The sequence below is a fragment of the Gemmiger formicilis genome (assembly GCF_016900095.1).
GTDB classification, from domain to species: Bacteria; Bacillota; Clostridia; order Oscillospirales; family Ruminococcaceae; genus Gemmiger; species Gemmiger formicilis_A.
Map to the genome: position 1 here is coordinate 39,175 of NZ_JACJJP010000018.1, position 20,395 is coordinate 59,569.

The following is a 20,395-nucleotide window of genomic DNA, read 5'->3' on the forward strand; positions in this document are numbered from 1 at the left end:
CAAAAAAAAGCGCTTCCCGGAATCTTCCGGAAAGCGCTTTTTCACTGTTTATGATTTTCCTGGTGCAGCTCAGTCCAGCGGCTTCATGGTGGGGAAGAGCAGCACATCGCGGATGGAGGCGGAGTCGGTGAGCAGCATGACCAGACGATCCACACCGAAGCCCAGGCCGCCCGTGGGGGGCAGGCCGTATTCCAGGGCGGTGACGTAGTCGTAGTCCACCTGGGCCTTGCTGGTGGGTTCCAGCTTCTTGCGCTCGGCCACCTGGCGTTCAAAACGGCCCTTCTGGTCGATGGGGTCGTTCAGCTCGCTGAAGGCGTTGCCGAACTCGGTGCAGTTGATGAAGTACTCGAACCGCTCGGTGAAGGCCGGGTCGTTGGGCTTGCGCTTGGCCAGGGGGCTGATCTCCACGGGGTAGTCATAGATGAAGGTGGGCTGGACCAGGTTGCCCTCCACAAAGGCGTCGAAGAACTCGGCCAGGATGGCGCCCTTGGTGGGCACTTCGGGCAGTTCCACGTGGTGCTTCTTGGCCAGGGCGATGGCTTCCTCGTCCGAAGCCACGGTGGTGAAGTCCACGCCGGAATACTTCTTGACCGCTTCCAGCATGGTCAGGCGCTCCCAGTGGGACAGGTCGATCTGCTTGCCCTGGTACTCGATCTGCAGGGTGCCGCAGACCTTCTGGGCCACCGTCTTCATCATCTCTTCCACCAGGTCCATCATGCCGTGGTAGTCGGTGTAGGCCTGGTACAGCTCGATGGTGGTGAACTCGGGGTTGTGCTTGGGGTCCATGCCCTCGTTGCGGAAGATGCGGCCCACTTCGTACACGCGGTCCATGCCGCCCACCACCAAGCGCTTGAGGTACAGCTCGGTCTCGATGCGCAGCACCATGTCCATATCCAGGGTGTTGTGGTGGGTGAGGAAGGGACGGGCGGAAGCGCCGATCTCAAAGGGGGTCAGGATGGGGGTTTCCACTTCCAGGAATCCCTTGTTGTCCAGGAAGGCGCGCAGTTCCCGCAGGATCTGGCTGCGGCGCACGAAGGTCTGCTTGACATCCGGGTTGACGATCAGGTCCACATACCGCTGACGGTAGCGGGCTTCCCGGTCGGTCAGGCCGTGGAACTTCTCGGGCAGAGGCAGCAGGCTCTTGGACAGCAGGGTCAGCTCGCTGATGCGCACGCTGAGTTCGCCCATGCGGGTGCGGAACACTTCGCCCTTGCAGCCCACAATGTCGCCCACATCCAGCTTTTTGAAGGCGGCGTAGGGTTCATCGCCCAGCACGTCCCGCTTGGCGAAGATCTGGATGTCCCCCTTGGCGTCCCGCAGATGGGCAAAGCTGGCCTTGCCCATCACGCGTTTGGACATCAGACGCCCGGCCAGGGTGACCACCTTGCCGGTTTCGCTCTCGGCGGGCAGGTCTTTGAATTCGGCCTGCAGATCGGCGGAGAAAGCGTCCTGGGGATACTTGGTGATGGTGAACGGGTCATGCCCGGCAGCCTGCAGGTCCGCCAGCTTCTGGCGACGCACAGCCTGCTCGGTGGCGGCGTTGACGGGGGTGTTCTGCATGAGAAGATTCCTCTTTTCCTGTAAATAAAGCAGCGCCGACCGGGTCGGCCCCGCCCGGCGCTGTTTGCGTTTGACTTACTTGCTGCGGCTGACAGCCAGGATCTTGTAGTCGATCACGCTGCCGTTGGGCAGGGTGACGGCCACCACATCCCCGGCCTTGTGGCCGATGAGGGCGGCGCCCACCGGGCTTTCGTCGCTGATGCGGTTCAGGTCCATGTCGGCTTCGGTGGAACCGGTGATGTCGTATTCCTCGGCATCCTCCTCATCGTCGCCCTCGGCCAGGATCTTGACCTTCATGCCGATGGAGACGGTGTCGTGGGACAGCTCGTTGTCGTCGATGATGCGGGCAACCTTCAGGGTTGCTTCCAGATCGGCGATGCGGGCTTCCACAATGGCCTGCTCTTCCTTGGCGGCATCGTACTCGGCATTTTCCGACAAGTCGCCGTAACCGCGGGCCACCTTGATCTTGTCCGCAACTTCCTTACGTTTGACGGTGCGCAGGGTGTCCAGGTCCTGCTCCAGCTTCTGATATCCCTCGCGGGTAACAACAACCTCTTTGGCCATTTCGGATAGCTCCTTACTCTAACAGTAAAAGTTGTGCGGCCCAGCAGGGGCCGCACCAGTTGTAATATTATATCCAAAAATTGTGTCGCTGTCAAGCGTTTTCCGGGCTTTGCAGGCTCACTTTTCCAGCTGCAGCAGGCCCACCTTGCGGTGCACCTTGGACACGGTGCGGTTGGCCAGACGGGCGGCCCGCTCGGCGCCGTCCTTGAGCACCCCGTCCACATAGGCCTTGTCCGCCTGGATGCGCTGCAGCTCCTCCTGCACCGGGCAGATGGCGTCGACGGTGGTTTCGGCCACGGCCATCTTGAAGTCGCCGTAGCCCTTGCCCGCAAACTCGGCCTCGATCTCCGGCATGGTCTTGCCGGTGAAGGCGGCGTAGATGGTCATCAGGTTGGACACGCCCGGCTTGTTGGCCGTATCGAAATGCACCATACCGTCGGAGTCGGTGACCGCCCGCTTGAACTTGCGCACGATGGTGTCCTTGTCGTCGGTCATGAGGATGAAGCTGTTCACGTTGGGGTCGGACTTGCTCATCTTTTTGGTGGGTTCGGACAGGGACATGACCTTGGCGCCGGCGGCGGGCACGTAGCCTTCGGGCAAGACAAAGGTTTCGCCGTAGATGTTGTTGAACCGGCCGGCAATGTCCCGGGCCAGCTCCAGGTGCTGGGTCTGGTCCTGGCCCACCGGCACCAGGTCGGCGTTGTAGATCAGGATGTCCGAGGCCATCAGCACCGGATAGGTGAACAGGCCGCCGTTGACGTTGTCGGGGTGTTTGGCGCTCTTGTCCTTGAACTGGGTCATGCGGGACAGTTCGCCGAACTGGGTGTTGCAGGCCAGGATCCAGCTCAGCTCACAGTGGGCGGGCACATGGCTCTGCACAAACAGGATGTGTTCCTTGGGGTCGATGCCCACGGCCAGCAGCAGGGCGGTCAGGGCCCGGCTGTTGCGGCGCAGGTCGGCGGGGACCTGGCGCACGGTCAACGCGTGCAGGTCGGCCACCATATACAGGCAGTCATAGCTGTTCTGCAGCAGCGCCCAGTTGCGCAGGGCCCCCAGATAGTTGCCCAGGGTGGGGGTGCCGGTGGGCTGGATGCCGGAAAGGATACGCTTGCGTTTGAGAAGTTCGGACATGATGTTTCAGCTCCTTTGATGTCGGCGGAGGGGAACAAAAAGGCCCGCCCCCGCACAGAAGTGGTTTCTGTGCAAGGGCAGGCCTGTGATTTTGCCTGTGGTGCCACCTTGCTTGCCGCGCCGTTTTCCGGCCGCGGCCTCTTAACGGGGCGCTGTTCTGCGTCCCTGCCCGATAACGGGGGCTGCCGGCGAGCGGATACTGCCCCGCCGAAACAGGGGTTCCCCGCCGCCCTCGGCGATCCATTTGTCCGTGCAGCCTTCCGCCCCGTTCCCAGCTTCGGGGGCTCTCTGTGGGCGCCGCCACGGTTTTACTTTCGCCTCGTCGGTTTATTCCCCTACATTATAGCCAGCCCGTTCCCGGGTGTCAAGCGGGGTTTTCCAGTGCCGCCAACAGCGCGGTGCGGGCCGTATCGGCATCCTTCAAAGGGTCCTGGCCGGTCAGGTAGGTCAGGGCGTCGTTCCACTCCGTTTGCGGGGCATCGCCGGGGGCGATGCCCCGCACCAGTCCGGCCAGCCTTTCCCTGCCCGCGGGGTCCAGGTATTTCAGGTCGGACAGATACTCGCAGCCCATCTGCCGGGCCAGGGTTTCCAGCAGCGCAAAAGAATTTTTTTCCACCATAGCCGTCTCCTTTGGGGATAACAAGGTCGAATACCACCAGTATACATCAGTTTATGTTAAAATGTAAACATTTTTTAGTCATATTTTTCCATGTTTTGCGCGTGGATAATGGTATATAAGGTGGTGGAAAATTATGGAAACCTTAAAAATCTCCAAAAAGACAGAGCCGGTCATGTTCACCATCCGGGTGGACAAATCCATCGTGGATTTTTACGACGACCTGGCCAAAAAGACCAACCGTTCCCGCAACGAGCTCATCGGCCTGGCGCTGGACTTTGCCAAGGACAAGATCCAGATCGACCCGGAGGAGTAAAATGTCCTTCTTTGGTTGACAAACCCTCCCCCGGCCGCTAAACTGAGGGATAGACAACAGTTTTTTACAGGGGGAAGTTAGTTTATGGCCAACACCGTACGCACCCGCTTTGCGCCGTCCCCCACGGGCTATATGCACGTGGGCAACCTGCGCACCGCGCTGTACACCTATCTGCAGGCCCGCCACAACGGCGGCACCTTTATCCTGCGCATTGAGGACACCGACCAGGGCCGCCTGGTGGAAGGTGCCACCGACATCATCTACAACACCCTGAAGGCCACCGGCCTGACCTGGGACGAAGGCCCGGACATCGGCGGCCCGGTGGGCCCCTATGTGCAGAGCCAGCGCATGGGCATGTTCAAGCAGTATGCCGAAGAGCTGGTGCGCAAGGGCGAAGCTTACTACTGCTTCTGCACCAACGAGCGGCTGGAGGCCATGCACGAAAGCCAGAAGGCCGCCGGCGAGATGACCCACTACGACGGGCACTGCCGCAACCTGTCCCAGGAGGAAGTGGAAGCCAAGCTGGCCGCCGGGGAACCCTATGTCATCCGGCAGAAGATCCCCACCGAGGGCAAGACCGCCTTTGACGACCTGGTCTTCGGGCACATCGAGGTGGACAACAGCGAGCTGGACGACCAGATTCTTCTGAAGAGCGACGGCATGCCCACCTACAACTTTGCCAACGTGGTGGACGACCATCTCATGGGCATCACCCATGTCATCCGCGGCAGCGAGTATCTGTCCAGCACCCCCAAGTACAACCTTCTGTACAAGGCCTTCGGCTGGGAGATTCCCACCTACATCCACTGCCCGCCGGTGATGAAGGACGCCCAGCACAAGCTGTCCAAGCGCAACGGCGACGCCAGCTACCAGGATCTGGTGGCCAAGGGCTATCTGCCCGCGGCGGTGCTGAACTATCTGCTGCTGCTGGGCTGGGCCCCCGAGGGCGAACAGGAGATCTTCAACCTGGACGAGATGATCCGCATCTGGGACCCCACCCGCATTTCCAAGTCCCCGGCCATCTTTGACCCGCTGAAGCTGCGGGCCATCAACGCCGCCTACATCCGGGCCCTGCCGGCCGAGGAATTCCGCCGTCTGGCCGACCCCTTCATCGACCAGGCCGTGCACCGGGACATTGACCGGGATCTGCTGTGCGCCAACCTGCAGCCCCGGTGCGAGGTACTGGAGGACATTCCGCCCCAGCTGGACTTCTTTGACGCGGTGCTGCCCTTTGACGCCGAGCTCTACCGCAACAAGAAGCAGAAGACCACCCCGGAATCCGCCAAGGAAGCCCTGGAGGCCCTGCTGCCGGTGCTGGAAAACGAAACCGACTGGAACCGGGACGCCATCTTCGAGGTCTGCCGCAGCAAGGCCGAGGCGATGGAGAAGAAGAACGGCTGGCTGCTGTATCCTTTGGGCATCGCCCTTTCGGGCAAATCCCGCACCCCGGGCGGCGGCACCGATCTGGCCGCCATGCTGGGCAAGGAGGAAACCCTGGCCCGTCTGCGCGCCGCTCTGGCCGCGCTGTGACGGCTACGCCAAAATGAAATAAACGGAAAAACCGCCGCAGGAAGTTCCTGCAGCGGTTTTGTTTTGCTTATAAAGGCTTACTCGGCTTTGGTCTTGTAGCCGTCGGGGTTATGGCTCTGCCAGTTCCAGCTGTCGCGGCACATCTCCTCGATGCCGTACTGGGCTTCCCAGCCCAGTTCCCGCTTGGCCTTGCTGGGATCGCACCAGCATTCGGCGATGTCGCCGGGGCGGCGGGGATCGATGACGTAGGGCAGGTCCTTGCCGCAGGCCTTGCTGAACGCCTTGATCACGTCCAGCACGCTGTAGCCGTGACCGGTGCCCAGGTTGCAGATGAACAGGCCGGGCTTTTCCTGCAGCTTATGTACCGCCGCCACATGGCCGCGGGCCAGATCCACCACGTGGATGTAGTCACGCACGCCGGTGCCGTCCGGGGTGGGATAGTCATTGCCGTAGACATGGACTTTCTCCAGCTTGCCCACGGCCACCTTGGCGATGTAGGGCACCAGGTTGTTGGGAATGCCGTTGGGGTCTTCGCCGATGAGGCCGGAGGGATGGGCGCCGATGGGGTTGAAGTAGCGCAGCAGGGCCACGTTCAACTCGGGGTCCGCCTTGCAGCAGTCGGTGAGGATGCGCTCGGTGAAGACCTTGGTGGTGCCGTAGGGGTTGGTGGTGGCACCGGTGGGGAAATCTTCCCGGATGGGCACGCTGGCGGGGTCGCCGTAGACGGTGGCCGAGGAGGAGAAGATGATATTGTGGCAGCCGTAGTGGCGCATCACGTCCAGGATGGTCAGGGTGCAGCCCAGGTTGTTGGAGTAGTACTCAATGGGCTTGGAGACGCTCTCCCCCACCGCCTTGTAGGCAGCGAACTGGATGACACATTCGATGCCGGGGTTCTCCCGGAAGATGGCATCCACAGCGTCATGGTCGGTCATGTCTGCCTCAATGAAGCGGAAATCCTTGCCGGTGATTTGTTTGACGCGGGCAAGCGCTTCGGGGCTGGCGTTGTAGAGGTTGTCCGCCACCACGATGTCGTACCCGGCATTCAGGAGTTCGACGCAGGTATGGCTGCCGATGTAGCCGGCGCCGCCACTGACCAGAATGGACATAATGAACGCTCCTTTACAATTTTTATAAATTTGTTGCAAGCGGTCTTACACGGTCCGCTTTCTTGCCTTTATTTTATACCGAACCGTCCATATTTTAGAATAGACGTTTCAGCATTTGCCATGCCTATTTGTTGCACAGATGCAAAGGCTGCGGGTCCTTGCGGTAGGCGGTGGGGGTCTGGCCGGTCAGGGCCCGGAACCGCTGGGAAAAATAAGAAACCGAGGAGTATCCCAGCATGCGGGCCACCTCGCCGGGGGTGTAGCCCTGGGCCAGCAGGGTGCCGGCCCGCTCCACCTTGAGGCAGGCGTAATACCCGTGGGGGGAAAGGCCGGTCCTGGCCCGGAACGCCTGCTGCAATGCCACACGGCCGCAGCCCAGCGCATGGCAGATCTGGGCCAGGTCGGGTTCCTCGTCCATATGTTCGGAAAAATACAGCCGGGCCGCATCCACCAGGGCACGCTGGTTCTGCTCCGCCAGGGTGCGGGGGGACAGCTTGCGGCCGCCCCGGCGCAGCCGCCGGGCGGTGAGCCAGAGGAACTGTTCCAGGTACAGCTGCAGCAGCCGGGGCGCGCCGAAAGGCGGATCCGGCCGGGGGGTGGGTTCCCGCCCCGGTTCGGAGCGCAGCCAGGTTTCCCGCACCGTATCAGCCAGCAGGCGCAGCACGTTTTTTTCCACCGCATTCACCCGGATGAGCCGGTTGCGGAAGATATCCAGCGTGGTGCCGGAAGCCCGGAAAGCCACCCGCAGCACTTCGGGGGGCACTTCCCCCGCGGCCCGCATGGACCAGGTTTCCTCCGGCTGGTGGATCATGGCCCGCCCCGCCCGCAGCAGGATGGGGCGGCCGTCGGTGATCTCCTCGATGACGCCGTCCATCACATACACCAACTGCCACACTTCGCACAGGCGGGTGGGCAGGGTATCCCCCACACGCCATTCGGCGGCGGTGGCCGCCTGAATTCCCTGCAATTGCAGGGTGGGACTTTCTTTGACGGCTGTCGCCGTGGGCACAGCCATGGGCGTTGCCTCCTTTTTACGCAGCCACCACCCCGTCGTCAAAACGGTCGGTGGCGGTTCCCTCGTCCAGGCGGAAGGTGCCGGGCGGGTCCATGGTGACCAGGGGGAACCGTTCCATCCCCGGGAAGGAATCCGCCAGCCCCAGCCGGTAGGCGGTCAGGGGGCTGATCTCCTTGTGGATGACCTCGTATTCCAGCGACCCGTCGGTGGCGTAGGTGTCATGCATGATCTCGTCCGGCCAGTTCCGGGCCACATAGTCCACCAGTTCCCGGCTGACAAACAGATCATTGCTGCCGTTGTACAGGTCCGGCGCGCCGAACAGATGCAAAATCTCGTGGGCATAGACCGCCGGGCCGTCAAAGGTGCCGGGTTCAAAGAAGACGTTGTCCTTGTACAGGCAGCAGTACTCGTTGAAGTAGTAGCCCCCGTCTTCCAGGTAATGGACCATGGTGAAGGAGCACCCCGCCACCGGCAGAAACACCAGGAACCCGATGTTGGTGGTGCCGTAGGTTTCGGCCAGGTCGGCGGTGTTCAGTTCCCCGCACACCTTGTCCATATCCTCGTAGAAGGCCTGGCCCTCGTCCGACTCCTCCCCGCCCACAAAGCCGGGTTCATAGTCCAGGACGGTCATCAGGTCTTCCCCGTAATAGAGGGTGGGGGCGGCGTTGTAGGCCGCTGCCTGCTGGGTGATCCAGTCCACCGCCACCTCCAGATTCTGCTGGCTGCGGGCGATTCCCTCCTCGGTCCAGCCGGGGCCGTCGGGCTGCTGCAGGTAAACGCTGTACAGCACGCAGGGCCAGGCCAGCAGCCCGGCGCTGCCGTATTTCTGCTGGGCAGCGGTCAGGCCGTCGGTCCACAGGGTACCGGGCTGGGTGGGCTGGGGTTCCGGGGTGGGGGTTTCGGGTTCGGACAGGTCCGGCATCTGCTCCAGGCGGCTGCCGGGACCGCGGGCGTAGGAAAGATCCCCCCGGGCGCAGCCCACCAGCAGCAAGGCTGCCAGCAGCAGCGCCGGGCTCCGCAAACGTGGTTTCATCCGCACCTCCTCAGGGTGTCAAAGGTCAGGAAGGCAGTTTCAGCCGCGGGGTGCCGTCCTCCGCCGCTTCCAGGGTGATGGTGGCGCCGCCAGCCAGCCGGCCGTCGATGAGGGCTTCGGCCACCGGGTCTTCCAGGGTCTTGCGGATGGTACGCCGCAGTTCCCGGGCACCAAACCGGGTGGAGGTGGCCTTGACGATGGCGGTGAGGGCCTCGGGGCCGTATGCCAGGGTCAGGCCGCGGGCGGACAGACCGGGACGGTATTCCTCCAGCATGAGGGCGGCGATCTTTTCCAGGTCGGCCTGCTCCAGCGGGCGGAAGGTGATGACCTCATCCACACGGCCCAGGAACTCGGGGCGCAGGAACTCCTGCAAGGCTTTCATGCTCTTGTCGTGGGAGGCCTGCTCGGCGGTGCGGTTGAAGCCGGTGGCGCCGGTGCGGTCGGTGGAACCGGCGTTGGAGGTCATGCAGATGACCGTGTTGGAGAAATCCACCACACGGCCCTGGGCGTCGTTGATCTTGCCTTCGTCCAGAATCTGCAGAAGAATGTTCATCACATCGGGGTGGGCCTTTTCGATCTCGTCAAAGAGCACCACGCTGTAGGGGCGGCGGCGCACCTTCTCGGTGAGCTGGCCGGCCTCGTCATAACCCACGTAGCCCGGGGGCGAACCGATCAGGCGGGACACCGTGTGCTTTTCCATATACTCGCTCATGTCGATGGAGATCAGCGGGTCCACCGTGTCAAAGAGCTGGCTGGCCAGCTGTTTGACCAGTTCGGTCTTGCCCACGCCGGTGGGGCCCACAAAGATGAAGCTGGCGGGGCGATGCCGGCCGGACAGGTCCGCCCGGGCCCGCTTGACCGCCTGGGCCACGCTGTGCACGGCCTCGTCCTGGCCGATGATGTGCTCTTTCAGGGCCGCTTCCAGCCCCTGCAGGCGGCCGTACTCGCTCTCCTTGATCTTGACGGCAGGAATGCCGGTCCACAGTTCCACCACCTTGGCCACGTCGTCCAGGGTCACCTGGATGTCCGCCACCTGCAGTTCCAGGGCGGGCAGACGTTCCCGCTGGCGGGCCAGCTCGGTCTTGGTCTTGGCCAGCTCCTCATAGTCGATGGCTGCATCGGCGCTGTCCCCGTCGGGGTTTTCCAGGTCGTGCTCCTTCTCCTCCAGCTCGGCAATGCTGCGCTGCAGGTTGAACAGCTCGGTGATCTCGGGATGGCGCAGGTTGCAGCAGGCGCAGGCTTCGTCCAGCAGGTCGATGGCCTTGTCGGGCAGGTACCGGTCGGTGATGTACCGCTCGGACAGCTGCACCACGCTGGTGACGATGGCGTCGGGCACCCGCACGCAGTGGTGCTTTTCGTAGTAGGAGCGCACCCCGCGGATGACCTCGATGGCATCGTTGAGGGAGGGTTCCTCCACCTTGATGGGCTGGAACCGGCGTTCCAGGGCGGAATCCTTCTCGATATACTTGCGGTATTCGGTGAAGGTGGTGGCGCCGATGACCTGCACCTGGCCCCGGGACAGGGCGGGTTTCATGATGTTGGCGGCGTTCATGGCGCCGTCGGAATCACCGGCGCCCACAATGTTGTGGATTTCGTCGATGAAGAGAATCACATTGCCGGCGGCCTTGATCTCGCTGAGCAGGCCCTTGACCCGCTGTTCGAACTGGCCGCGGAACTGGGTGCCGGCCACCAGGGCGGTCAGGTCCAGCAGATAGATTTCCTTGTCCTGCAGCCGGGCGGGAACCTGGCCCGCGGCAATGCGCTCGGCCAGACCTTCCGCAATGGCGGTCTTGCCCACGCCGGCCTCGCCGATCAGGCAGGGATTGTTTTTCTGGCGGCGGCAGAGAATCTGGATGGCGCGGTAGATTTCCCGGTCGCGGCCGATGATGCGGTCCAGACGGCCTTCCTTGGCCTTTTTGGTCAGATTTTCACAATAGGTATCCAGGTATTTGCGGCGGGGCGGCTTTTCCTTCTTGGAGTTTTTCTTGCCGGACTGCCCTTCCTTGCTTTCGGCGGGGGCGCCGAAACCAAAGGGGAAGGCCGGGCTGCCGCCGGGCACAAAATCGTCGTCTTCTTCGCCTTCGGTGGGCATGAGGGCGCCGGACTGCCCCGCTTCCTCCAGGAAGCTGGCCATGCGCTCCTCCATGTTTTCCAGATCCTGATCGGACATGCCGAAGCGCTCCATCAGGTCATCCACCGGTTTGATGTGCATCGCCTTGGCACAGCTCAGGCAGTAGCCTTCCTGAATGGGTTTGCCGTCCTCGATGCGCTGTATAAATACCACTGCGGTACGTTTTTTGCAGCGGACACACAACATATACTCTCACCTCTTTCTGGCGGCCCCATGGGAAAAACAGGCCGCCTTAAGAACCATTATCCCCCTGCAAAGCCCCTTTTGCAAGGGCGCGGGGGCAATGTTCAGATATTGTTCATAGCGACAACATGGTTTATTCATGCCCGGGGGCATGGGATTTTCAGTAATAGATCGTAAAGGGGTTGAGCCCCGCCAGCAAGCCGTAGATGGCGCTTTTGCCCAAGGCGGCGCTGCTCAGGAATTCGATCTGGCCGTTGCTGAGCATGCTGAGCAGCCACAGTCCCAGGGACAGCAGCCAGCAGTTGAGCAGGCCGGACAGCGCCCCCAGCACCAGGCCCAGAAGCCGGTTCAGGCCGCCCACCAGGGGAATGGCGTTGCAGCCACGCATGGCCCAGGCCAGAGCCCGGAACACCCAGCGCACCACCAGGCAGACCACCAGGAACAGAATGACCTGGATCAGGGGCAACACGATGGGTTCCAGCACCTCCACCACGTGGGGGGTGGCTTCGCCGGAAATCTCGGTCAGGGTGCCGGCCAGGGCGTTGCGGATGGTTTCGGGCAAAAAGGACAGTCCCTGCACCGCCGCGGCCACATCGCCGCCGCTTTCGGCCAGGGCAGCCGAGACCTTCTGGGCGATGGCTTCGCCCACGTAGTTGTTGTAGATGACCGGACCGGCGGCCCGGGCCACCCACACGGCCCCGAAGATGCTGACCACGGCGCCGGCCAGCAGCACCAGCGAAGACAGAAATCCCCGTTTCCAGCCGTAGAGGGCCGTCAGAAACAGGATGACGGCAAACAGAATGTCATACAGTAAGCCTGTGATGGAATAGCTCATTTTGTTTTCCTCTTTGATAATTCTACAGTTTGTATATTCTGGCGGTCAGGCCGCGGCGTTGAGCACCTCGGCCCGGCCGGCAGTGACCAGCAGGGGCTGGGCGGCGTCCAGCACGGCCAGGGGGCGGGTATCCAGCACGGTTTCCCAGCGCTGGGTGCCGCTCAGGTCGTGGCAGGCCACCGTATCCGCTCCCCACAGGTAGACGGCGGTGTCGGCGCAGGTCACGCCTTCGGCCTGGCCTGCATTGCCCTGCCCCACCACCTGCAGGTCGGCGTTGAGCACAATGAGCTCGTTGCCGCTGTGGGTGGACAACAGCAGGGCGGTGGTGCGCCGGTTCACCGAAGCCCCCTGCAGGTTGGCGCCGCCGAAATCATAGCGAGCCAGCTGCTGGGCGCTGCCGGTTTCCAGCACCACGGCGTAGGTATCGAACACGGCCAGCAGCTTGTCGGTGGCGATCCAGTGCAGCTGCAGCAGCAGGCTGCCCTCGTCCGCCGTGTACACCGGGCCGGTTTCACTCTTGGCGGTGTCCATCAGGTAGATGCTGCAGGCCAGGCGGCCGTTGCGGGCGGCCACCGTGCCTACCGCAAACCGATGGTTGTCGGTGGCAAATTCCAGCGCCAGGGGGGTGCCCTGGTCCTGGGTCATCTTCCAGCTGTAAATGCTGCGCATGGTGGGGCTGAACACCTGCAGTTCCGCCGCATACCGGTCGGATTCAGTGACCACCCCCAGCGTCCCGTTGGGGGAGATGGCGCACAGCATGAGGGCGTTGGTGAAGGTTTTTGTGTACAGGGTGCGGGTGCGGCTTTCCACCTGCAGGGCGGTGCCGGACCGGTCATACAGCACAAACCGGGTGTTGCCCACGTCCAGCGCCGGGCGGGCATAGCCGGGCTGGATGGTGCGCACCTTGGTGCCGTAGGCGGAGAAAACCACGGTTTCCTCCTTGTCCAGCTCCACAAAACCGCCGGCCAGCTCTTCCACCCGCAGGGGTTCCTCGATGCCGGTATCGGCGGGCCAGCCGCCGCTGCGCTGGAAATACAGGCTCACCGAATCCAGCACATCGCTCAGGGAGGATACCGAGGCCCCCAGCACTCCGGTGACCCAGGCCGCCGCCACCACCAGCGCCAGCAGCAGCGCCACCAGCATCATGCGGCGGCGGCGCGCCCGGCGGCGCAGAATGGGGCTGAACGGCCGGGTGTTGCCGGCGCGGGGGGCGCGCACCCCCTCGGCGCGGGAGACCGGTTCCTGTTTGGCCGTCTTTTTGGCCGCAGCGAACTCGGTCTTTTTCGGTTCGCTCTTCTTCGGTTCGGGTTTGGCGGCGGGTTCCCGGCTCTGCCGGGGCTCCTCCTGCCGGGGTTCGGGTTCGGGCAGGGACTCGCCCCGTTCCCGTGCCAGCATACGCTGCCGCCGGGCCAGACGTTCCTTGTCTTCGGCTCTCATGGGCGATCCCCCTTTCCTCAGATGATACAAAGACGGGCGTTTCAGGCCTCGTCTGCCGGTTCAAGACCGGGATACTCCACGTCCACCAGGCAAAGCCCGTGGGCGGGCAGGGTGGGACCGGCGCGGCGCCGGTCCCGGCTTTGCAGAATGGCGGGCACATCCGCCGGGTCCAGCTTGCCCAGGCCTGCCTGGACAATGGTTCCCGCCAGAATCCGCACCATATTATACAGGTATCCGTCGGCGGTGACTGTGATGGAAAACACATCCTTGTCCCGGGTCACCTCGCACCGGGTGATGGTGCGCACCGTGTCCCCGTGGGCGGCCACCGACGACCCCGACGCGCACAGGGCCAGGAAATCGTGTCTGCCCACAAACCCGGCGGCGGCCTGTTGCATGGCCTGTTCGTTGAGGGGCTTGGGGATGCGGTGGGTGAACTCGGCGTCAAAGGGGTCGTCCACCGCCCCGTTGCGGATACGGTAACAGTAGGTCTTGGCGTGGGCGGCGTACCGGGCGTGGAAATCCTCCGGCACGGCCTGCGCCTGCAGCACCCGCACATCGGCGGGCAGGTGGGCGTTGAGGGCCAGGGGCAGCCGCCGCAGCGGCACGGTCCCATCATACCGGAAACTGAGCGCGAAACGGCGCGCATGGACGCCGGCGTCGGTGCGGGAACAGCCTTTTACATCCGGCCGGGAGCCCAGCACCGCCTCCATGGCGTCCTGCAAAACCTGACAGACGGTCAGGCCGTTGGGCTGCACCTGGAACCCGGCGTACCGGGTGCCCTTGTACGCCAGCCACAAAAGTACGGTCATGGGCATCTCCTCAGAACAGCAGGGTGGTGGACAGGATGATGCCCAACAGCACCGCCAGGGCCAGGGCGCACTGCACGTCCAGCTTGCCGAAGCGCAGCACCTTCAGACGGGTGCGGCCTTCGCCGCCGTGGTAGCAGCGGCATTCCATGGCCATGGCCAGCTCGTCCGCCCGGCGGAAGGCGCTGATGAACAGGGGGATCAGAATGGGAATCAGGGCGCGGATGCGCTCGGTGAATTTTCCGTTGTCCAGCTTGGCGCCCCGGGCTTTCTGGGCGTTCATGATCTTTTCGGTCTCCTCAATCAGGGTGGGGATGAACCGCAGGGCGATGGTCATCATCATGGCCAGCTCATGCACCGGGAAGTGCAGCTTCTGCAAGGGGCGCAGCAGGGATTCGATGGCGTCGGTGAGGACGATGGGGCTGGTGGTGTAGGTGAGCAGGCTGGTGCCCGCAATGAGCGCCACCACCCGGGTAGCCATGAGGATGGCGTAGGAGACGCCTTCCTTATAAATGGCGAAAATCCACAGCCGGACCAGGGGTTGTCCTTCCCCGGTGATGAAGAAGAGGTTGAGCACCGCCGTGAAGATGATGATGGGCACGATGGGCTTCAGGCTCTTGAGGATGAGCCGATAGGGAATTTTGGCCACCGCGTACAGCAGGGCCAGCAGCGCCAGGGACAAAGCGATGCCCAGAGGGTTGGAGGCCACAAACAGCACGATGATATAGGCGATGGTGCCCACCAGTTTCAGGCGGGGGTCGCAGCGGTGCAGCACCGAGTTGCCGGGGAAGTGCTGCCCGATGGTGATATCACGAAGCATGGTCTTCCCCTCCTTTCTGTGCCGGGATGGGCAGAGGCTTTTCGGGATGGCGGGCGTTGTAGGCCTTGAGCACCGTCTTGACGGCGTAGGGCATGGTGTAGACGTCGGTCTTGATGTCCAGGCCCATCTCCTTCAGCCGCAGGAAGATCTGGGTAACCTGGGGCACCGAAAGCCCCAGCTCCAGCAGTTCCGGCGCCCGGGCAAAGATGTTCTCCACCGTGTCGTACATGGCCACCCCCGCCTTGTGCATGACCAGCACCTTGTCGGCGTATTTGGCGATGTCCTCCATGGAATGGCTGACCAGCACCACGGTCACGCCGGTCTTTTTGTGGTAGGCCTTGATCTGGGCCAGGATGGTGTCCCGGCCTTCCGGGTCCAGGCCGGCGGCGGGCTCGTCCAGCACCAGGATGCGGGGCTCCATGGCCATGACGCCCGCAATGGCCACCCGGCGTTTCTGGCCGCCGGACAGCTCAAAGGGGCTGCGCTGGAGCAGGTCCTCGCTCAGGCCGGTGAACTCGGCCGCTTCCTTGACCCGGCGCTGGATTTCCTCCTCGCTCAGGCCCATGTTGCGGGGGCCGTAGGCGATGTCCTGGGCGCAGGTTTCCTCAAACAGCTGGTATTCGGGGTACTGGAAGACCAGCCCCACCAGGAACCGGAAGCTTCGCAGGTCCTCCCCTTCCGCCCACATGTCCCGGCCGTCCACATAGATCTTGCCGGAGGTGGGCCGGTTCAGGCCGTTGAAATGGCTGATGAGGGTGGACTTGCCGCTGCCGGTGGAACCGATGATGCCCACAAAGTCCCCTTCCTGGATGGAAAAGCTCACATCCTCCAGGGCTGCGGTCTCGTCCGGCAGTCCGGCGTTGTATACATAGCGCAGATGTTCGCAGCGAATAATCTCTGACACGTTCGTTTCCCTTCCTTTCCGCATGCCGCCCGGCCCTTGCCGGTGAAGCTGCGGCCATTCAGATTTCGGCGTGGTGCCGTTTGTTCAGCGAAGCAGGTCGTACAGCGCCTGGGCGCAGGCTTCGGGGGTGATGACATTGGCGGGCATGGGCAGCCCGGCGGCCACCAGCGCGTCCCGCAGTTCCGCGGCCTGGGGCACGTCCAGCCGGTAGCGCTTGAGGCGCTCGGTCTGGCTGAACACCTGTTCGGGGGTACCCTCCATGACGATGCGGCCGTGGCTCATGACCAGCACCCGGTCGGCCTGGGCGGCCTCCTCCATATAATGGGTGATGGACACGATGGTGATGCCCGCCGCCCGCAGGCTGTGGATGGTGTTCATGACGGCGGCCCGGCCCCGGGGGTCCAGCATGGCGGTGGCTTCGTCCAGGATCAGGCAGTCCGGCCGCATGGCGATGACCCCCGCGATGGCCACCCGCTGTTTCTGGCCGCCGGACAGCTTGTAGGGGGCCTTTTCCCGGCACTCGTAGATGCCGGTCATCTTCATGGCCTCATCGATGCGGGTGCGGATCTCCTCGCTGGGCACGCCCAGGTTTTCCAGGGCGAAGGCCACGTCCTCCTCCACGATGGTGGCCACAATCTGGTTGTCCGGATTCTGGAACACCATGCCCGCCTTCTGGCGGATGTCGTAGAGTTTTTCCTCGGTGCGGGTGTCGATGCCCTCCACCAGCACGGTGCCGGTTTCGGGCAGCAAAATGGCGTTGAAATGTTTGGCCAGGGTGCTTTTGCCGCTGCCGTTGCCCCCCAGCACGGCGACGAACTCGCCGTGTTTGACTTCCAGGCTCACGCCGTCCACGGCGTAGTCCGGGCGTTCGGGGTCATAGCGGAAGCGCACATCCTGGGCTTTGAGCATAGGTTCCATGAACCTTTCCCCCTTTATTTATTCCTTTTCCCACACGGCGGTGGCGCCGCAGGGCACCACGCCCCCGGTGGCCGAGACCGGCAGGCCGATCTCATCGCACCAGGTTTTTCCGCCCTTGACGGGGCAGAGATTGGTCTTGAGAATGTATTCCATCACCGCGGGGCTCAGGCCCTCGGTGTAGGAGTTGATGGCAAAGAAGAGCGGGTCGTCGGACAGGACCTGCTGGGTCAGGGTGATGAGATCGTAGACGTTGTCCTCCAGCTTCCAGATCTCGCCCCCCGGGCCACGGCCGTAGCTGGGCGGGTCCATGATGACGCCGTCGTACCGGCTGCCCCGGCGGATCTCCCGGGCCACAAACTTGGCGCAGTCGTCCACGATCCAGCGGCAGGGCTTGTCCGCCAGGCCGCTGGCGGCGGCATTCTCCCGGGCCCAGGCCACCATCCCCTTGGAGGCGTCCACATGGGTCAAGGACGCCCCGGCCGCCAGGCAGGCCAGGGTGGCGCCGCCGGTGTAGCCGAAGAGGTTGAGCACCTTGATGGGACGGCCCGCCGCGGCGATCTTCTTCTGGTACCAGGCCCAGTTCACCGCCTGTTCGGGAAAGACGCCGGTGTGCTTGAAGCCGGTGGGGCTGACGATGAGGGTGAGCCCCTGCCAGCCGATCTGCCAGCGCTGGGGCAGTTTGCGGTGCTGTTCCCAGCTGCCGCCGCCCTTGGCCGAGCGGTGATAGACGGCGTCCGCCCGGTTCCACAGGGGGCTGACAGGCTCGTTTTTCCAGATGATCTGGGGGTCGGGACGGATGAGCAGGGTCTTGCCCCACCGTTCCAGCCGGTTGTGGCCGGTGGCGTCGATGAGTTCGTAGTCCTGCCAGGTATCGGCACAGCGCATAGGGTTCAAACTCCTTTCGGGGTGTATCAGTACAGGCTCTGCTGGCCGTCCTCCTCGTCGTCGCGCAGACGGCGGGGTACCGGCAGATGCAGGTGTTCGTAAGCCAGGCGGGTGACGCAGCGCCCCCGGGGGGTGCGGGTCAGATAGCCCAGCTGCATCAGGTAGGGTTCGCAGATGTCCTCCAGGGTGACGCTCTCCTCCCCCAGGGCGGCGGCCAGGGTCTCCAGACCCACCGGCCCACCGCCGTACAGCTCGATGATGGCCCGCAGGACCCCGCGGTCCAGCTCGTCCAGGCCCATCTCGTCAATGTCCATCTGTTTGCGGGCTGCCACGGCGGTGGGACCGTCGATGGCGCCGTCCCCCTGGACAGTGGCGAAGTCCCGCACCCGCTTGAGCAGGCGGTTGGCGATACGGGGGGTGCCCCGGCTGCACCGGGCCAGCTCCAGGGCGCCGTCGTGGTCGATGGGAATGCCCAGGATGCCGGCGCTGCGGGTGATGATGCGGGCCAGCTCGTCGGGGCTGTAGGGTTCCAGCTTGAGCAGGATGCCGAAGCGGTCCCGCAAAGGGCCGGTGAGCTGCCCCGCCCGGGTGGTGGCCCCGATGAGGGTGAAGTGAGGCAGGTTGATGCGGATGCTCTGGGCGCTGGGGCCCTTGCCGATCATGATGTCCAGGGCGTAGTCCTCCAGGGCGGGGTACAAGACCTCCTCCACCTGGCGGGACAGACGGTGGATCTCGTCAATAAAAAGAATGTCCCCCTCCTGCAGGTTGGTGAGCAGGGCGGCCAGATCGCCGGGCTTTTCGATGGCGGGGCCGGAGGTGATGCGCACCTGGACCCCCATTTCCTGGGCCACGATGCCGGCCAGGGTGGTTTTGCCCAGGCCGGGAGGGCCGTACAGCAGGATGTGGTCCATCGCTTCGCCCCGCTGCTGGGCCGCCCGCAGATAGATGCGCAGGTTGCTCTTGGCCTTGTCCTGGCCGATGTAGTCGTCCAGGGTCTTGGGGCGCAGGCTGTTTTCTTCCACCTCCGCCGGGCCCAGGTCGGGGCTGACCAGACGGCTGGGGTCGACGGTGTATTCCTGATTCTGTGCCATGGTACCTTCCTTTCAGGGATTCAGGCGCGGGACAACCCGCGCAGCGCGATCTTGATGATGTCCTGCACCGGCAGGGTGTCGTCCACCCGGGCCACGGCGGCCGCCGCGTCGGAGGTGCTGTACCCCAGGCTGACCAGGGCGGCCACCGCCTGGGCGGGGGCGCTCTGGGGGGCCGGGGCGGCGGACACATTGCCCGCAAAGCCGGTGCCGGCAGCCAGGCCCTTGCCCACCTTGTCCTTGAGTTCCAGGGCGATGCGCTGGGCCAGCTTGGGGCCCACGCCGTTGGCGGCGGTGAAGGCCTTGTGGTCCCCGGAGGAGGCCGCCAGGGCCACCTTTTCGGGGCTCATCACCGACAGGATGGCCAGCGCCGCCTTGGGCCCCACCCCGGACACGCCGGTGAGCATCTTGAAGCAGGCGCGCTGGTCCTCGGTGGCAAAGCCGTAGAGGGAAACGTCGTTCTCGCTCACCGACATCACGGTGTAGAGGGTGGCCTCCTTGCCGGGGGCGGGCAGGGCTTCGGCGGTGGACAGGGGCACCTGGGCCAGATACCCCACCCCCGCGCAACTGATGACCACGGTGTCCAGGGTCTTTTTCAGAACTTTTCCGTTCAGACAATAAATCATGGTGCTTCTCTTTTCTCTATCTTACCACAGGGTGAAAACGAATCAGCGGGGCTGGGTGCCCATGAGGCGGCTGCGGCTGCAATGGCAGTGGGCCACCGCCATTGCCAGGGCGTCGGCGGTGTCGTCCGGCTTGGGGATTTCGGGCAGGTGCAAAAGCATCCGGGTCATCTCCTGGATCTGCTTTTTCACCGCCTTGCCGTAGCCGGTCACCGCCTGCTTGACCTGCATGGGGGTGTATTCGTAGATGGGAATACCGCACTGGGCGGCGGCCAGCAGGATCACCCCGCGGGCTTCGGCCACCCCGATGACGGTGGTCTGGTTGTGCTGGTAGAACAGTTTTTCCAGCGAGATGGCTTCGGGCCGGTACCGCTTGCACACATCCAGAATCCCTTCGTACACCTCTTCCAGCCGATGCTCAAAGGGGGTATCCTTGTCGGTCATGACGGCGCCGTATCCCACCGGGGCAAACCGGTTGCCCACATATTCCACGACCCCCCAGCCCACAATGGCATAGCCGGGGTCGATGCCCAAAACGCGCATTTCGTTACACCTCTCCATTTTAACCGTAACAGTATACCACAAAAACGTCGTTGCGGCAAGATTTTGCCCCGGGAGGCCCTACCGCAAAGAAGCGATACACCGTCTATTTTCCCCGCCGCAAAAGAGGTTTTACAGAATTTTCGGATTTTTTTGAAAAAAGGGCTTGATTTTTTGCGCAAGGTTTGGTATAGTATACAAGTCGCAAGTTGACATGCGCGGTTAGCTCAGCTGGTAGAGCATCTGCTTGACGTGCAGGAGGTCACAGGTTCGAGTCCTGTACCGCGCACCACGATAAAAGACCCAGGAACGCAGGTTCCTGGGTCTTTTCTTTTTGTTTTACCGCAGTTTTGA

The 20,395-nt window shown here is 63.4% G+C and carries 20 protein-coding genes and 1 tRNA gene; 3 read left to right on the top strand and 18 right to left on the bottom strand.

What is annotated here, in order from left to right:
- Positions 1-69 precede the first annotated feature (69 nt).
- The 4 genes from lysS to H6B15_RS09670 form a co-directional block, all read right to left on the bottom strand.
- A complete protein-coding gene (gene lysS / locus H6B15_RS09655) occupies positions 70-1,560 on the bottom strand; it encodes a lysine--tRNA ligase (protein ID WP_204647778.1) in 1,491 nt (496 codons plus the stop codon).
- Positions 1,561-1,635: 75 nt separating this feature from the next.
- Entirely contained in the window at positions 1,636-2,124 is a 489-nt protein-coding gene (gene greA, locus H6B15_RS09660; RefSeq protein WP_204647779.1) for a transcription elongation factor GreA, read from the bottom strand.
- Positions 2,125-2,241: 117 nt separating this feature from the next.
- Positions 2,242-3,255 carry a tryptophan--tRNA ligase gene (trpS, locus tag H6B15_RS09665; protein WP_204647780.1) on the bottom strand — a complete coding sequence of 338 codons (1,014 nt, stop codon included), beginning with the start codon at positions 3,253-3,255 and terminating at the stop codon, positions 2,242-2,244.
- Between the two features lie 364 nt (positions 3,256-3,619).
- Positions 3,620-3,874 (bottom strand): hypothetical protein, encoded by a 255-nt coding sequence (locus tag H6B15_RS09670; protein WP_204647781.1) that lies wholly within the window; start codon positions 3,872-3,874, stop codon positions 3,620-3,622.
- Positions 3,875-4,007: 133 nt separating this feature from the next.
- On the opposite strand from H6B15_RS09670, the gene H6B15_RS09675 reads away from it, so the two are divergent.
- Together H6B15_RS09675 and gltX are read left to right on the top strand one after the other, a co-directional pair.
- Positions 4,008-4,187 (top strand): ribbon-helix-helix domain-containing protein, encoded by a 180-nt coding sequence (locus H6B15_RS09675; RefSeq protein WP_204647782.1) that lies wholly within the window; start codon positions 4,008-4,010, stop codon positions 4,185-4,187.
- Positions 4,188-4,271: 84 nt separating this feature from the next.
- Entirely contained in the window at positions 4,272-5,717 is a 1,446-nt protein-coding gene (gene gltX, locus H6B15_RS09680; RefSeq protein ID WP_204647783.1) for a glutamate--tRNA ligase, read from the top strand.
- Positions 5,718-5,794: 77 nt separating this feature from the next.
- Here gltX and galE read toward each other — a convergent pair whose 3' ends face one another.
- The 14 genes from galE to ruvC all read right to left on the bottom strand — a co-directional run bounded on the left by galE (position 5,795) and on the right by ruvC (position 20,044).
- Positions 5,795-6,823, bottom strand: coding sequence for a UDP-glucose 4-epimerase GalE (gene galE, locus H6B15_RS09685; RefSeq protein WP_204647784.1), 1,029 nt, complete (start codon positions 6,821-6,823; stop codon positions 5,795-5,797).
- A gap of 124 nt (positions 6,824-6,947) precedes the next feature.
- Positions 6,948-7,838 (bottom strand): helix-turn-helix domain-containing protein, encoded by an 891-nt coding sequence (locus H6B15_RS09690; protein ID WP_204647785.1) that lies wholly within the window; start codon positions 7,836-7,838, stop codon positions 6,948-6,950.
- A gap of 16 nt (positions 7,839-7,854) precedes the next feature.
- Complete coding sequence (locus H6B15_RS09695) at positions 7,855-8,871, bottom strand: hypothetical protein (RefSeq protein ID WP_204647786.1); 1,017 nt, start codon at positions 8,869-8,871, stop codon at positions 7,855-7,857.
- 25 nt (positions 8,872-8,896) lie between these two features.
- Complete coding sequence (locus H6B15_RS09700) at positions 8,897-11,188, bottom strand: ATP-dependent Clp protease ATP-binding subunit (RefSeq protein ID WP_204647787.1); 2,292 nt, start codon at positions 11,186-11,188, stop codon at positions 8,897-8,899.
- A gap of 157 nt (positions 11,189-11,345) precedes the next feature.
- Positions 11,346-12,020 carry a CvpA family protein gene (locus tag H6B15_RS09705; protein ID WP_204647788.1) on the bottom strand — a complete coding sequence of 225 codons (675 nt, stop codon included), beginning with the start codon at positions 12,018-12,020 and terminating at the stop codon, positions 11,346-11,348.
- A 45-nt stretch (positions 12,021-12,065) separates the two neighbouring features.
- The gene (locus H6B15_RS09710; RefSeq protein WP_204647789.1) at positions 12,066-13,457 is read right to left on the bottom strand and encodes a DUF5711 family protein; all 1,392 of its coding nucleotides are present in this window, start codon (positions 13,455-13,457) and stop codon (positions 12,066-12,068) included.
- A 41-nt stretch (positions 13,458-13,498) separates the two neighbouring features.
- A complete protein-coding gene (truA, locus tag H6B15_RS09715; protein WP_204647790.1) occupies positions 13,499-14,266 on the bottom strand; it encodes a tRNA pseudouridine(38-40) synthase TruA in 768 nt (255 codons plus the stop codon).
- Positions 14,267-14,276: 10 nt separating this feature from the next.
- Entirely contained in the window at positions 14,277-15,083 is an 807-nt protein-coding gene (locus H6B15_RS09720; RefSeq protein ID WP_204647791.1) for an energy-coupling factor transporter transmembrane component T family protein, read from the bottom strand.
- Complete coding sequence (locus H6B15_RS09725) at positions 15,073-15,987, bottom strand: energy-coupling factor transporter ATPase (RefSeq protein WP_204647792.1); 915 nt, start codon at positions 15,985-15,987, stop codon at positions 15,073-15,075. Before H6B15_RS09725 ends, H6B15_RS09720 begins: the two co-directional genes overlap by 11 nt.
- Positions 15,988-16,071: 84 nt before the next feature.
- Positions 16,072-16,905, bottom strand: a complete 834-nt coding sequence (locus H6B15_RS09730; RefSeq protein ID WP_430661840.1) for an energy-coupling factor transporter ATPase — start codon at positions 16,903-16,905, stop codon at positions 16,072-16,074.
- Between the two features lie 18 nt (positions 16,906-16,923).
- Positions 16,924-17,790 carry a class I SAM-dependent methyltransferase gene (locus tag H6B15_RS09735; protein ID WP_204647793.1) on the bottom strand — a complete coding sequence of 289 codons (867 nt, stop codon included), beginning with the start codon at positions 17,788-17,790 and terminating at the stop codon, positions 16,924-16,926.
- Positions 17,791-17,816: 26 nt separating this feature from the next.
- Positions 17,817-18,881 (bottom strand): Holliday junction branch migration DNA helicase RuvB, encoded by a 1,065-nt coding sequence (gene ruvB, locus H6B15_RS09740; protein ID WP_204647794.1) that lies wholly within the window; start codon positions 18,879-18,881, stop codon positions 17,817-17,819.
- A 20-nt stretch (positions 18,882-18,901) separates the two neighbouring features.
- Positions 18,902-19,504 carry a Holliday junction branch migration protein RuvA gene (gene ruvA / locus H6B15_RS09745; protein ID WP_204647795.1) on the bottom strand — a complete coding sequence of 201 codons (603 nt, stop codon included), beginning with the start codon at positions 19,502-19,504 and terminating at the stop codon, positions 18,902-18,904.
- A 42-nt stretch (positions 19,505-19,546) separates the two neighbouring features.
- Positions 19,547-20,044 (bottom strand): crossover junction endodeoxyribonuclease RuvC, encoded by a 498-nt coding sequence (gene ruvC, locus H6B15_RS09750; RefSeq protein ID WP_204647796.1) that lies wholly within the window; start codon positions 20,042-20,044, stop codon positions 19,547-19,549.
- Positions 20,045-20,257: 213 nt separating this feature from the next.
- Between ruvC and H6B15_RS09755 the strand changes: the two genes are divergently transcribed.
- Positions 20,258-20,333: transfer RNA gene (locus tag H6B15_RS09755), tRNA-Val, on the top strand.
- Positions 20,334-20,395: the final 62 nt, after the last annotated feature.